Origin of the sequence: Alienimonas sp. DA493 (genome assembly GCF_043951915.1) — a bacterium.
Lineage (GTDB): Bacteria > Planctomycetota > Planctomycetia > Planctomycetales > Planctomycetaceae > Alienimonas.
The window spans coordinates 1-13,417 of the sequence record NZ_JBINJD010000133.1 but is presented as its reverse complement, the minus strand read 5'-3'; the positions used below and the strand labels follow the sequence as shown (position 1 = coordinate 13,417).

Sequence of the window (13,417 nt, the reverse complement as noted above, 5' to 3'; positions counted from 1 at the left end):
ACCGGCCGGTCGCGGAGTCTCTGGTCCTCGCCGGCGGGACTGCCTTGGGGTTCGCCCTCGTCGACGTCTACTTCGTGCTGGACGGGCGGATCGCCCCGATCTACCTCGCCGATGCGGCCGTGGAGTTCCTCCTCTGCGGGGCCGCGGGCTGGCTCTGGTCCCGCCGCGACGCGACCGCCTGAGGGCCGTCGCAGAGACCGGGGCGATCGGCCCCCGCGGCCCGGGCGCCCGCCTGCGGCAGGGGAACCTGCGACGGGACCTGCGACGGGACGTTCCCGACGCCGTCGTCCGGGAGCGGCCCGGGTCCGGGCGGACGCGGGCGGCGTAGGCTGGCGGTCGCGACGATCCAAGGAACGCCAGGCAGGAACGACCATGACGACCATCCCCCGGGGCCGAGCGTACTGGAACGCCACGGCCGAGGCGCCGGACTTCCCCCGGCTGTCCGGCGACGTGAACGTCGACGTCGCGATCGTCGGCGGCGGCATCGTCGGGGTCACCACCGCCCGTTTGATGAAAGACCGCGGCCTCACCGTCGCCGTCGTCGAGGCGCAGCGGGTCGGCCGGCAGGTGACCGGCCGCTCGACCGCGAAGGTCAGTTCCCAGCACGGGCTGATCTATCGAAAGCTCGAACAGAAGTTCGGGGAGGAGCGGGCGCGGCTCTACGGCGAGGCCCAGGAGGCGTCGCTCCGCATGATCCGGGAACTCGCCGCGCGACACGGGATCGACTGCGACCTCGAGGAGCAGGCCGCCTACACCTACACCCGTGAGGAGCAGCGCGTCTCCGAAATCGAAGAGGAGGTCGAGGCCGCCCGGCGGCTCGGCCTCCCCGCGACGCTCGTGCGGCAGACGGACCTGCCGTTCGACGTGCGGGCGGCGAACCGCTTCGACGGCCAGGCCCAGTTTCATCCCACCAAGTACGTGGCGGGGCTGGCGAAAACCGTGCCCGGCGACGGCTCCCACGTCTTCGAGCAGAGCCGCGCGATCGATTGGGAGCCGACCCGCGTCGTCACCGACGAGGGCGTCGTCGCCGCCCGCCACGTCGTGATGGCGACGCACATGCCGCTGGGGCAGGTCGGCGGCTACTACGCCCAGGCTCACCCGATGGCCGAGCCCGTCGTCGCCGCGCGGGTCGAGGGGGCGCCGGGCGGGATGTACCTCAGCGTCGACAAGCCCAGTCACTCGTACCGCCTCCACCGGAACGCCGACGGGGCGACCTACGCAATCGTCGCCGGGAACAGCTTCAAACCGGGCCACACCGACGAGGAGCGGCAGGCCGTCGAGGACCTCGAGCGCTGGCTGACGGAGAACTTCAAAGCCGGCCCGATCGAATACCGCTGGGTGAACGAGGATTACAGCTCGATGGACGGCGCCCCGTTCATCGGCTGGTCCTCCTCGATCGCGGAGGGGTATCTCGTGGCGACCGGCTTCAACGCCTGGGGCCTCACCAACGGCACAGCGGCGGGCGCGATCCTCGCCGACCTCGTCCAGGGCCGCGAGAACCCCTGGACCGACGTCTTCAACGCCGCCCGGGTGAAGCCGATCGCCGGCGGGCCCAAGTTCGTCAAGGAGAACCTGAAGGTCGCCGGACACCTCGTCAGCGGCTACCTGTCGCGGCGGCCGAAGTCCTACGACGAGTTGGCGCCGGGCGACGCCGCGATCCTGGAGATCGACGGCGAGAAGGTCGCCGCCTTCAAGGACGAGGGGGGCGCCGTGCACGCCGTCTCCGCGGTCTGCCCCCACATGGGCTGCGTCGTCGGCTGGAACGAGACCGACCGGACTTGGGACTGCCCCTGCCACGGCTCCCGCTTCGAGCTCTCCGGCGAGGTCTGCCACGGCCCCGCCGCCCAACCGCTGGGCACCCCCGTCACCGGCTGAGGACGACGCGGCCCCGCCGCGGCGGGCGGGGCCGCGGGAGGGGCGGGCGTCGCGGCGCTCAGGAGAGCCACTCGTCCAAGTGTTCGGCGACGAAGTCGTCGTCGGTCAGGTCTGGGTGGTCCCGGCGGACGCGGGCGATCCGTTCGGCCTGCCCCGGCGAGAGCCGCTCCCGCGGGTCCAGGCAGCGGCCGGAGGCGAGCAGTCCCTGCCCGTGCAGCACGTGATTGATCCCCGCGACGCAGCCGGCGAACCCGTGGGCCGCGTCGAACAGGGCCGCGTTGCAGTCGGTGACCCGGGCGTCCAGCGTGAGGAGCTCCGGCGTCAGCGGCTCGGTTCCGTCGCGGACGGCCCGCACCCGGTCGAACAGTTCGACCGCCCGGCGGGTCCACACGGCCCAGTGGCCCAGCAGCCCGCCGACGATCCGCTGCGTGACTGTCACACCGCCCGCCCGCGTCCGGAACGGCGTGAGCAGGTCGGCGACGATGTGGTCGTCGTTGCCGGTGTAGAGCGCAATCTCGCCGGCCCGCCCCGACTGGGCGACGCCGTGGACGACGTCGAGCGTTCGATATCGGTCGAACGGGGCGATTTTGATCGCCACGGCGTTGTCGATCTCGGCGAACCGGCGCCAGAACGACTCCCCCAGCGGGCGGCCGCAGATCGCCGTCTGGAGGTAGAACCCGAACAGCGGGATCGCACCGGCGACCGCCCGGCAGTGGGCGAGCAGGGCGTCGTCGTCGGCCTCCGGCAGGGCGGAGAGCGAGAGCAGCCCGGCGTGGTAGCCGAGCGACGCCGCCAATTCCGCCTCCCGCACGGCCTGGGCCGTCGGGCCGCACACCCCCGCGACGCGGACCAGCCGGGGGCCGCCGTTCCGTTCGATCTCGTCCAGCGCGTCGCCGGCGGTCCGCAGGACCGGTTCGAGCAGGCCGTGGGCGGGATCGCGGATCGCGAACTGGGTCGTGTGCACGCCCACGGCGACGCCGCCCGCCCCGGCCGCGGCGTAGTAGCGGGTGAGGGCCCGCTGCCGGCGCTCGTCATAGGCGCCGTCCGCCGTCAGCGCGAGCGGGTGCGCGGGGATCACCGTCCCCGCGCGCAGCGTGTCGCGGACCCAGGGGGGAACGTGGGGCGAGTCGGGCATGAAAGTCACTCCGGCGTCGGGCGACCGCCGACGGCGGCGGATTTAATACCGCCCGTCGCGGACTTCAAAATGAGTCGGTTTGCCGAGCGTCCGGCCGCCGCGGGCGGTCCAGTCGGCCACCCAGTCGATCACCCGCCCGATCGGCGTGGCCGGCTCGCCGAGCAGCGCCGTCGCCTGGGCGGAATTCGCCAGCAGGGCGGCGGGGGCCGGTTCGCCGGTGAAGGCGACCGGCCGGCCCATGCGCTCGGCGAGGCGGGTCGCCACGTCCCGCACCGCGAGCGTTTGCGTGCCGGTCACGTTGAGCGCCAGCGGCGGGCGGGCCGCATGCTCCAGCAACCGCAGGGCCGCGGCGTTGGCGTCGCCCTGCCAGATGCCGTTGAAGTGTCCCGTCGAAAGGTCGATCGGCTCGCCGGCGGCGATCCGCTGCGCCAGATCGACCAGCACGCCATACCGGGGCTCCAGCGCGTAGTTCAGCCGGAGCAGAACCATCGGCGTTCCCCGTTCGCGGGAGGCGTATTCGAACAGCCGCTCGCGGGCCACGGCGGCGTTGGCGTACTCGCCCCGCGGCTCCAGCGGGTCCGTCTCCACGCTTCCGCCCGAGCCGACCCGCGTGAAGTCGTACACGCAGCCCGTGCTGAACGCGACGATCGCGGCGTCGCGGTACGCCCCCGCCGCGGTCCACGGGGCGACCGTGTTCGCCGCCCACGTCCGGTCCGGCCGATCCGAGGTGCCGAACTTCAGCCCGACCATGTAGACGATGTGGGCGGCCGGGGGCAGGCGGTCCGCGGCGTCCTCCGCCAGCAAGTCGCAGGCGACCGTCTCCGCCCCGGCCGCCTCGTGCCGCGCCCGCACCGCCGCGTCGCCGAAGCGGCTCACGCTGAACACCGTGGCCCGGCTGCCCGCCGCGTCCCGGGCCCGGCAGGCCATCCGCACCAGCGACGCGCCCATCTTCCCCCCGCTGCCGAGGACGGCGAGGTCGCCCCGCAGCCGGCGGAACACGTCGACCACCGCGGCCGGGGGCCGGCTGAGCAGCTCCTCCAACTCCGCCTCGTCGGCGATCCGATCGGGGAGGTCCACGACGAACGCCTCCGAAATGAGGAACCGGGGGTGGGAACGCCGCGCGACCGAGGCGTTCACGGCCGCCTCTATATCGCGAACCGGCCGGTCGCGTCACTCGGCGGCGGGCGCCGCCGCCGCGGGGTCGTCCGGAGCAGGGTCCCGCTGGGCGAGCAGATAGGCCAGCAGGTCGGCGAACTGCGGCTCGGAGAGCGTCTCCCCGAAGTTGCCGGGCATCAGGGAGAGCGGCGAGTCGGCCCGGTCCAACACGGACGCCGCGGGCACGGCGAACTCCTTCCCCTCGGCGTCGGCCAGGATCAGCGTTTCGCCCTCGGTCCGCCGCGGCAGGCCGGTGACGACGCGGCCGTCCTCCAGCACGAGCAACACGGTGCGGAACGCCGCGTCGACGTTGCGGTGCGGCGCGAGCACGTCCTCGCACAGCCGAGCGACCCCGCGGCCGCCCACGCCGTCCAACTGCGGGGCGACGGCCCCGCCGACCCCGCCGACCGCGTGGCAGGCGGCGCAGTGCGTTTTGAACAGCGCCGCCCCCCGCTCCGCGGAGGCGGCGGCCGGGTCGAAGGCGGCGGCCCGGGCCGCCAGCAACGCCTCCAGCGCGGCGTCCTCCGCGGGCAGGTCGGCGGTCAGCGCTGCCACCCGGCCGGCGAGCGCCGCGTCCGCGACGCCGCCCAACCGCTGCCCGACCGTCGGGTCGATCAGCAGCCGCGGGGGGATCGCGCCGCGTTCGGCGAGGGCCGTCAGCAGGGTCGCCCCCGCGGCGTCCGCGGCGAGTCGCTCGGCGGCGGCCCGGCGGAGCGGGGCCGGGGCGACGGCCAACGCGGCGCCGACCGCCTCCGCCACGGCCGCTTCGTTCCCCCCAGCGAGGGCCGCCCGCAGCGCCTCCCACTGCGGCCCAGCCAGGCCGCCGTCGCTGACCAGCAGCGACGCCGAGTCCGCGACCGCGGAGGGGTTCAGTTTCGCCAACGCCCCGGCCAGCGCCCCGGCCGCGGCCCGCCCGACGGCCGGATCGGCGAGCCGGTTCCGCAACGCCCCGGCGGCGTTCGTCAGGTTCAACTCGGCGATCAGCCCGGCCGCGGCGGCGATCGATTCGAACGCCCCGGCGCCGGACGCGTTCAGCAGCGCCGTCGCCGTCGCCCGGCCCCGTTCGCCCAGAGCCACGGTCGGATCCGCCCCCCGCTGCCGCAGCGCCCCCGCAGTTGCCCGCAGCAGCGCCTCCCGGCGGAGGAGGGCGGCGTCGTCCCACAGACCCGCCAGCGCCGCGTCCAGCCGTCCGTCCGCCCCGTACCGGGCGACGTGGGCGACGAACCGATCGACCTCGGCCGGGCGGAACGGCGGTCCGTCCGCCGCCAGCAGATCGGCCAGCAACCCCGCCCCGCCCGCGGTGGGCACGGCGACCAGAACCCCCGCGAGCCGGCGGCGGTCGGCGGCGCCGAATCGGTCCGCGGCGAACTCGTCCGTCTCATCCCCCCCGTCCAGCGACGCCCGCAGACAGTCCCGCAGACCGATGCGGAGTTGATGAATCAGCATCGCGTCGTCCGGCGTCTCGGTCTCCGCGGCGGCAAGGGCGTCCAGCAGCGGGCGGACGTGCCCGGCGTCCGCCCGCCGACCGAGCCCCTCGGCGGCGGCCCGGCGGACGAACGGGTCGGCGTCGGTCAGCAGCGCCCGGAGCCGCGGCAGGTCGGCGGCCGCGTCCCGTTCGGCGAGAATCTTCGCCGTGTGAATTCGTACCGTGCGGTCCGGATCGGCCAGCAGCGCCGCGAGCCGATCCTCGATCAGGGCGCCGCTCCGGTGGAGCGCCCAGGCCGCGTGTACGCGGAAGGTCGGTCCGGCGTCGTTCATCCGCTCGTTCAACGTCGCGGCGCCGGCCGGGCCGACGCGGTCGACCCACTCGTGCGTCGCCGCGGTGCGGACGGTCATGTTCGGGTCGGCAAAGCGATCGGCCAGGGCGTCCGCCGGGAGGGTCGTCAGATCGACGACCGCCGGCCGCGGGTCGGCCCGTTCCCCCGTCCCCTCGCCCGTCCAGACGATCCGCCAAATGCGGCCCCGCCGGCGGTCGCGGGCCGGGTGGTCGAGCGGCGCCTCGTAGTGCCCGATGACAGCATTATAAAAGTCCGCCAGATATAACGCCCCGTCCGGCCCCAGCGTGACGTACACCGGCCGGAACCACGGGTCCTCGCAGCGGACGAAGTCCGGTTGGGTGTCCGCGTGGGCCGTCGAGCCGGCCCACCGCACCCGGTCGCGATGCACGCGGCCGGTGACCGGATTGCACAGATATAATGCGTCCCGGTACTCCTCCGGGAACTGCTCCGCGTCGTACCACGCGGCCCCGCAGATGCCGGTCGAGCCGTGGCTGTGGTCGATCATCTCCGGCCCGAACCCCAGCCCGTCGTCCGGCTTGCCGAAGCTCGGGTAATACGCCCCGCGGAGCAACAACGTCAGCGGGCGGGAGTGACAGTCGGCGTTATAAAGATTCCCCAGCGGGTCGAAGGTCATCCCGAAGGGGTTCACCTGCCCGTGGGTGAATTGTTGCAGCCGGGAGCCGTCCGGTCTAAACCGATAGGTGTTGCCGGAGTTGAGGGAGAGCGTCGAGCCGTCGGAGCCGACGAGGCGCGAGTCGTTCCGGAAGCCGTGGCAGGCGTAGATCCAGCCGTCCAGGCCGCGGGTGAAGGAGTTCGTCATCCCGTGGGCGTCGACGTTCCCGTAGCCGCTGATCAGCGGTTCCTTCTCCCCGCCGCCGGGGGGCGTCCGCCAGAGGTTCGGGATCGAATACACCAATGTCCCGCCGGGGTCGTCCGCCCCGGCGGCGCCCAGCGGGAGCAGGCCGATGGGGATGTTAAGGTCGTCGGCGACGTGCTCGATCGAGCGGGCCCGCCCGTCCGCCGCGAAGTCCGACAGCACGGACAGCCGGTCCCGCGGCGGGCCGGGGTCCGTGCCGTCCAGCCCCCCGGCCCGCGGCTGCACGCCCGGCCCGTCGACCGGGTAGGGGTAGGTGGTGGAGTGCGTGACCCACAGCCGCCCCGCGGCGTCGAAGGCGAGGTTCATCGGCTGCCCGATCTCCGGCTCCGCCGCGACGAGCTGGATCTCGAACCCGGGCGGCAGGCGGAACCGAGCCCGCTGCTCCGCGGGCGCCAGGGCCGCCGTCGGCGCCACGAGCGTCGAATCCGCCGGCGGCGCGGCGAGCAGCGCGGCACACACCGCCGGGGCGATCGTCAAGAACGCAATGGAACTCGCCGTCATCAGACAGTCCTCAGACCACAGTCGCACGTCAGGCCCCGGGCGGCCCGCGGCCGGGGGATTCACCGCGACCGAGCCTAACGACGCATCGAAGAGGCCGCCGCCGAGACCGGGCCGGGGGCGGCGTCCCCGGACGGCGCCGTCCCGGGGGCCGGGGCGGTCAGACGCAGCGTAGCGACGACGGGGCGGTGGTCCGAGGCGACCGGTTCCTCGACGACGCGCACCTGCAGGTACGGCCCGGGCAGGGCGTCCAGGTCAGTCGGCCGCCGGGGCGTCGTCGGCGAACCGGAAGCGGCCGTCGCCGAGGACGTCGCCGCTGACGATCGTGGGGCACCAGTGCCGTTCGATGTGCTGGATCACCAGCCGCGTGCCGTCGTGGTGGCCGACGTAGGGGCTCATGGCGGGGTTGTACATCGCGTCCGTCAGGTCGCGCATCAGCACGACGTTCTGTCCCTGCAAGACCAGCTGGCGAATCCCGAACGGCCGGCCGAGCACGCACATGTTCGTGTGCACGCCCATCACGATCACGTTCCGGATCGACCGCTGCTTCATCAGATAGAACGCCTCGGCGCTGTCGGTGATCGCGTCGCCCGGTTCGATTTTCAGCGCGGCGATCTGCCGGGTCCACGGCCAGGGCGGTCCCGGCTTCGCGTCCGAGCGGCAGTCGCAGCCGCCGTCGGAGTCGTCGATCGGCAGCGGGGGCTCGCGATCCGCCTTCAGGTGGCACCAGCGTTCCAGCGGGATCTCGGTTTCGACGGCGGGCGCCTGCTGCGCGAGTTTCCGCCCCGGCGTGCCCTCGTAGAACTCCATCGTGTCGCTGGGGCAGTGAATGACGAGCGCGCCCCGTCGGCGGAGGGCGACCAGCACGTCGTTCATCCGGGGGGCCATCTCCGCAACCCGCCGCTCCGCCGATTCGCACGTGTGGCGGTCCCACATGTCGCAGACGACGACGGCCGTCTCCGCCGGGTTCCACCGCAGGGTCGTCTCGACGGTGCGATAGCCCCCGCCGCCCTCCGGCTGCCGTTGGGCGCGGGCGTTGAGGAGCAGAGGCTCGGCGGAGGCGGCCGGCGGCTCGGCGGGGGCGAGCGCCCCGACGGACAGCAACGCCGCGACGGCGGAGAGGGAGAGAGACATCGAAACGGCCTGCGGGGGGACGACGCGACGCCGCGGCGAACGGGGCCGGCGCCCGTCCCGCCAACCTACGGGGGCCGCGCGACCGTCGCCATCGCGGCGGCGATCGGCGAAGCGAGCCGAGCGCGCCCGGGTTGAGGCGCCGCAGGGCGAGGTTCGGCGGGGTCGCGAATTCCCGCCCCGGCCGCGGTAGCTTCTGTAAGGCCGGCGCCTCGGCGCCGCCCGGCGGGCCGCGGCGACTCGCCGGGCCTCTCGTAGAGCGAATGTCCGTCCTCCCACGCGAACGCACCATGATCGTCACCCGCCGGAAGACGCGGCTTTTCCTCCTCGCCTGCGGCCTTGTGAGCGGCGGCGCCGCGGCGGGGGACCCGCCGCGGGTTCCCCGCATCGACAGCGTCGTCCCGGCCGAAACGCAGCCGCACGAAACGGACGACGCGGTGATCTGGTACGACGACTTCGACGACGACGCTCAGCAGCGGCGCTACCCGGAACGGAGCGGCGAGACGACCGACGCGGTGCGGTTCGGCGATCGGGGGAAGTCGCTGCCGATGGACTACCCGCGGGGCGAACGCGGGACCGGCGGCCGGAAGCTGTTCTTCGGGGACACGCCGGCGTACCGGGACCGGGCGGCCCGCCCTGGCGAGACATTCACCGACGTCTACTGGCGGGTCTACGTCCGCCACCAGGCGGGCTGGACCGGCGGCGGGCCGGCGAAGTTGTCCCGCGCCACCAGTCTGGTTCCGCCGGGCTGGCGGCAGGCGATGATCGCCCACGTCTGGAGCAGCGGCGAGGCCCTCACGCTGGACCCGGCCTCGGGCGTCCGCGGGGACCGTGTCGTCACGACCCGCTACAACGACTTCGACAACCTGCGGTGGCTCGGCAACAGGCCGGCGTCGCGGTTCCAACTCCACAGCGAGGAAGAATCCGGCCGCTGGGTCTGCGTCGAAGCCCGGGCGAAGTTAAATACCCCCGGCGAAAAGGACGGCCTGAACCAGCTGTGGATCGACGGTCGGCTGGAGGCGGAGCGCCGCGACCTCGACTGGCGGGGGACCTTCGACGACCGCGGCATCAATGCCGTGTTCCTGGAGGCCTACTGGAACGACGGCTCCCCCGTCGACCAGTCGCGCTGGCTCGACGAGTTCGTGGTCAGCACGGAGCCGATCGGCCCGGTCGTCTGCCCGCGGAACCCGATCCTGATTAAAACGCCCGACCCCGGCCCGGAGCACGGGAGCTGGGAGGCGGAGATCGCCGCCGATCCCGACGGGGCGGCGGTCGTGTGGCGGTCCGAGCCCGTGCGGGGAACCGACCGCGTCCGCGTCGGCCCGGACGCGGGGCGGTTCGTCGGCCCGCTGGCAGGACAGGACCGGCTCAGCGCGTCCGCGGTCTATTTCGTCCGCGTCCGGCAGCGGGACGAGACCGGACGGTTCTCAGATTGGAGCCCGTGGCACCAGCCGTTCAAGACGCTCTGAGCCCGGCCGCCCGGCCAACCCGTCTCGCCGCCGGCTACGCCCGCCAGTCGTAGTCGGCCTGCCGGCGGAAGCCGCGGACGACGAGCGCGCCGTCGCCGGTCGCGTCGGCCACGGCGAAGCCGCCGTCCTCCTCGCCGCCGCCCTCGACCGTCGCCGCCAGCGTGGCGTAGTGGATCCCGCCGACCTCCCGGTAGTCGTTGGCGTGGCTGTGGCCCTGGAACACCGCCGACACCCGGCCCGATGCCTCCAGAATCTCCCGCACCGCCGCCGCGTTCCGCACGTGGTGCCGGCCGGCGCCGTCGAGCCGCTGGTGAGCGAACACGACCGTCGGCGCCCGCGTCGCGGCGAGGTCGGCTCGCAGCCACTCCAGCTCCGCCGGCGGCACGTTCGCGTCGTCCCACCGCGAGTTCCCCCGCCCGTAGGCGACGCCGTCGGCCCGGAAGCAGGCGTCGAGGACGAGGAAGTGCAGACCGCCGGCGTCGAACGAGAAATAGCTCTTCTCCTGCCCCACGCCGTCCAGAAACTCCGCCTTGGTCAGCGTGTCCACGCAGTGGTTGCCCAGCACGTGCCGCCGGGGACCCGGGATCTGCGCAAACTGCTTGTGGATCGTCCCGAGCCAGCGTTTCTCGGTCGCCACGTCGTCCGCCGCGTCGATCAGGTCGCCCAGTTGGACGGTGAAATCGGGCTTCTCCGCCGCGAACCGCTCGACCGCCGCGGCGAGTTTGGCGGGCGTCCGGCGGTAGTGCCGGGAGCCGGCGGCCGGCTTGTCGGCGTAGTGCAGGTCCGTCAGCAGGCCGAACCGCACCCCCGGCGCCGGCCCCGGTCCCGGCTTTGATCCCGGCCCGCCCGCGGCGGGGGCCGCGGCGGCGAGATCGGTCCCCGCCGCCAACAGGGTCAGGGCGCCGCCCCGGAGGAAGGCGCGGCGGCCGAGCGGAATCGGGGTCATGGGAGAACCGAGCGGTGAGCGGGTCATTCGGCGCCGGCGGCCTGGGGGGCGGTCGGCTCCAGCGCGGCCCGCAGGGCCGGCGGGCCGCCGACGACGGGGAGGCGGAGGCGGGTTCCGGCCAGGTCGACCGTGACCCGGGCGCCAGGGTCGGGGGCGACGGTGAAGTCCTTGTCCGTGGAGAAGATCAGCAGCCCGATCCGCCGGCCGGCGGGGACGATCTGGTCGTCCGGCTGCAGGTCGAACGTCACCGTGTACTTGCGGCCCGGCTCCAGCGGTTCGCCCGGACCGCGGAGGTCGGCGTGGTTCTGCGGGTCGGCCCAGCCGCGGGTGATGAGGTTGTCGGCGATCGAGACGTTCCGGCCCCGCTCCCACGGCAGGGCGACCAGCCACACCGACAGGTTCGCGGCCGGGCGGTCCACCGACAGCGTCACCTCGACCTCCGGCGTGCCGGAGACGTGCACCGGGGCCGTCAGCGGCGGCGTCGCGTAGAGCAGACGGTGATCCGTCCACTCGGCCTGCGCCAGCATCTCCCCGGTGAAGGAGAGGTTGTCGACGTAGGTTTCGGTTTGCGGTTCGGTCGCGCCGGTGTCCGCCGCCGCGGGATCGACGAGCGTCAGCCCGCCGATCTGCGGGGCGCCGGGGGTGGGTTTGAGAGAGACCGCGGCGGCGCGCGGGTGCGGGTAGTCCGCGTAGCGGGTGGGGTTCTCCCGCCGGTCGCCCTCGCGGACGATCCAGGCCCGGCCGCCCTCGTCCCAGTCGTTCTCCACGCCGTACAGGAAATGGGTGAACCAGAGGTTCGTCAGCTCCAGCGGCGGCGGCCCGCCGTGCCCGCCCTGGTGCATATATAACCCCGCGGGGAGGCCCAGTTCCTTCGCCCGTTCGTAAATCGTGACGCTGTGTTCCGGCATCACGTTCCAGTCGTTGAACGCGTGGCTCATCAGCAGCGCGCAGCGGACGCGGTCCATCCGCGGGAGCATGTCGATCCCGGCCCAGTAGTCGTTCCAGTCGCCGGTGTCCCGGGCGAGGTTCTCCGGCGTATATAAGGACCGCTGCAGGGCGACGCAGGCCTCCCAGGTCTCCTCGGACCCGGCGAGAATCGCGTCGCCCAGCACGTCGAGGTCCTCCCCGACGTACCCGCCCGGCGACCGCACCAACCCGTTGCTGCGGTAGTAGCGGTAATAAGACGTATTGGGGGCGACGGGGATCACGACCTCCAGCCCCTCGACGCCGGTCTGGGCGGCGGCGAGGGCCAGCGTGCCGTTGTAGCTGGTGCCGGACATGCCCACTTTCCCGGTGCACCAGTCGGCCGCGACCGGCTCGCCGCCGGTCGGCGCCGTGAAGCCCCGGGCCCGGCCGCACAGCCAGTCGATCACGGCCTTGGGAGCGTCGTATTCGTTCTGCCCGCCCACGGTCGGGCAGCCCTGCGACAGCCCGGTTCCCGGGGCGGAGGCGTGCACGACGGCGAAGCCCCGGGGAACCCAGTCCTCCAGGTGGCGAGTCGAAAGCACCGGCCGTTCCACCTCCGCGACGGACCGCCGCTGGGGCGTGCGGCCCTCCGGCGGCTCGCCGAGCGGGTGCCGGGTGTTCCAGAAGTTCTCCGGTTCCAGCCGCAGCGACCGGCCGTAGTACGGGCTCATAAAGAGAACGGCGGGCGTTTTGAGCCCTTCGGTCGCCGTCTGTTTCGGCCGGGTGACGGCGACGTGCACCCGGTCCGGGCGGTCGTCGGCGTCGGTGTCGGAGGGGGTTTCGACCCACAGGTCCTCGCGGACCCACTCCTCGGGGGCCTCGAACGCCGGTACGACCGCGGCCCGGCCGTCGACGAACCGCGGCCGGACGGCCGGCGGGACGACCGCGGGGCGCGCGTCCCCGGCGTTCCCCGCAGGGGGCGCCGCGGCGAGGGCGGCCCGGGCGCGTTCGCAGCGGCGGCCGAACTCCCGGGCGGCGGCGGCGGAGAACCGCGCCCCGTCGCCCGCGGCCTCCAGCCCGTCGGACGGGACGAACGCCGCCCGCGGGTCGGCCTCCGCGACGAGCCAGTGGGCGTAGTCGATCGTTCGCGTCGGCCGGTCCCACGTCTTTTCGAACCGGCCCGCCTGGCCGATCAGCACGGGGACCTGTTCCGCCCCCAGTTCGGCGCGGAGCCGCGCGATCAGAACCGTCAGCCGGCCCAGGTACCGGGCGGCGTCCGCCGGGTTGCGGTCCGCCCGTCCCTGGCGCCACAGGATCCCCTTCAATTCGCCGGACCGCAGCGCGAGGCGGGCGCGGGCGATCGCGTCGTCGTAGGGCCGCACGTCCGCAGCCCCGTGTTCGGCCCCCGGCTCCCAGGCGGAGATCGGCGCCCCCTGCACGCCGCAGGGGATCAGCCCGATCGTCGCGTCCGGGCGCCCCTCGGCGTAGGCGACCGCGAACGCCCGCCCCGGCCCGCCGCCGTCCGCCGGCTCCCAGCGGTTTCGGGCGTTGAGGGAGAAGACCCGGGGGGCCGGCGCCGCGTCCTCCGGCGCCGCCTCCGCGGCGGCCGCGTCGGACTCCCCGACCAGTAGGAACAGATGCCGCGGC

Annotated in this window: 8 protein-coding genes and 1 pseudogene; 3 read left to right on the top strand and 6 right to left on the bottom strand. The window is 73.9% G+C overall.

The annotated features are described in order from the left end of the window. Both ACG2DA_RS17325 and ACG2DA_RS17320 read left to right on the top strand, forming a co-directional pair. A pseudogene (locus ACG2DA_RS17325) lies at positions 1-182 on the top strand (hypothetical protein); the annotation flags it as partial. A gap of 190 nt (positions 183-372) precedes the next feature. Continuing rightward, positions 373-1,875 (top strand): FAD-dependent oxidoreductase, encoded by a 1,503-nt coding sequence (locus ACG2DA_RS17320; protein ID WP_395257097.1) that lies wholly within the window; start codon positions 373-375, stop codon positions 1,873-1,875. A gap of 58 nt (positions 1,876-1,933) precedes the next feature. On the opposite strand, the gene ACG2DA_RS17315 is transcribed toward ACG2DA_RS17320, so the two are convergent. The 4 genes from ACG2DA_RS17315 to ACG2DA_RS17300 all read right to left on the bottom strand — a co-directional run bounded on the left by ACG2DA_RS17315 (position 1,934) and on the right by ACG2DA_RS17300 (position 8,452). Continuing rightward, entirely contained in the window at positions 1,934-3,010 is a 1,077-nt protein-coding gene (locus tag ACG2DA_RS17315; RefSeq protein ID WP_395257095.1) for a dihydrodipicolinate synthase family protein, read from the bottom strand. Between the two features lie 42 nt (positions 3,011-3,052). Then, the gene (locus ACG2DA_RS17310; protein ID WP_395257093.1) at positions 3,053-4,147 is read right to left on the bottom strand and encodes an NAD-dependent epimerase/dehydratase family protein; all 1,095 of its coding nucleotides are present in this window, start codon (positions 4,145-4,147) and stop codon (positions 3,053-3,055) included. Positions 4,148-4,180: 33 nt separating this feature from the next. After that, positions 4,181-7,321 (bottom strand): HEAT repeat domain-containing protein, encoded by a 3,141-nt coding sequence (locus tag ACG2DA_RS17305; protein WP_395257091.1) that lies wholly within the window; start codon positions 7,319-7,321, stop codon positions 4,181-4,183. Positions 7,322-7,573: 252 nt separating this feature from the next. Next, positions 7,574-8,452 (bottom strand): protein-signal peptide and transmembrane prediction, encoded by an 879-nt coding sequence (locus ACG2DA_RS17300; RefSeq protein ID WP_395257089.1) that lies wholly within the window; start codon positions 8,450-8,452, stop codon positions 7,574-7,576. 260 nt (positions 8,453-8,712) lie between these two features. Between ACG2DA_RS17300 and ACG2DA_RS17295 the strand changes: the two genes are divergently transcribed. Beyond that, positions 8,713-9,918: a hypothetical protein gene (locus ACG2DA_RS17295; RefSeq protein WP_395257087.1), complete on the top strand. Its 1,206-nt coding sequence runs from the start codon at positions 8,713-8,715 to the stop codon at positions 9,916-9,918. 34 nt (positions 9,919-9,952) lie between these two features. On the opposite strand, the gene ACG2DA_RS17290 is transcribed toward ACG2DA_RS17295, so the two are convergent. Continuing rightward, a complete protein-coding gene (locus ACG2DA_RS17290) occupies positions 9,953-10,864 on the bottom strand; it encodes a metallophosphoesterase family protein (RefSeq protein ID WP_395257085.1) in 912 nt (303 codons plus the stop codon). 23 nt (positions 10,865-10,887) lie between these two features. After that, a partial coding sequence (locus ACG2DA_RS17285) for a Xaa-Pro dipeptidyl-peptidase (RefSeq protein WP_395257083.1) occupies positions 10,888-13,417 on the bottom strand: 2,530 nt, incomplete at its 5' end.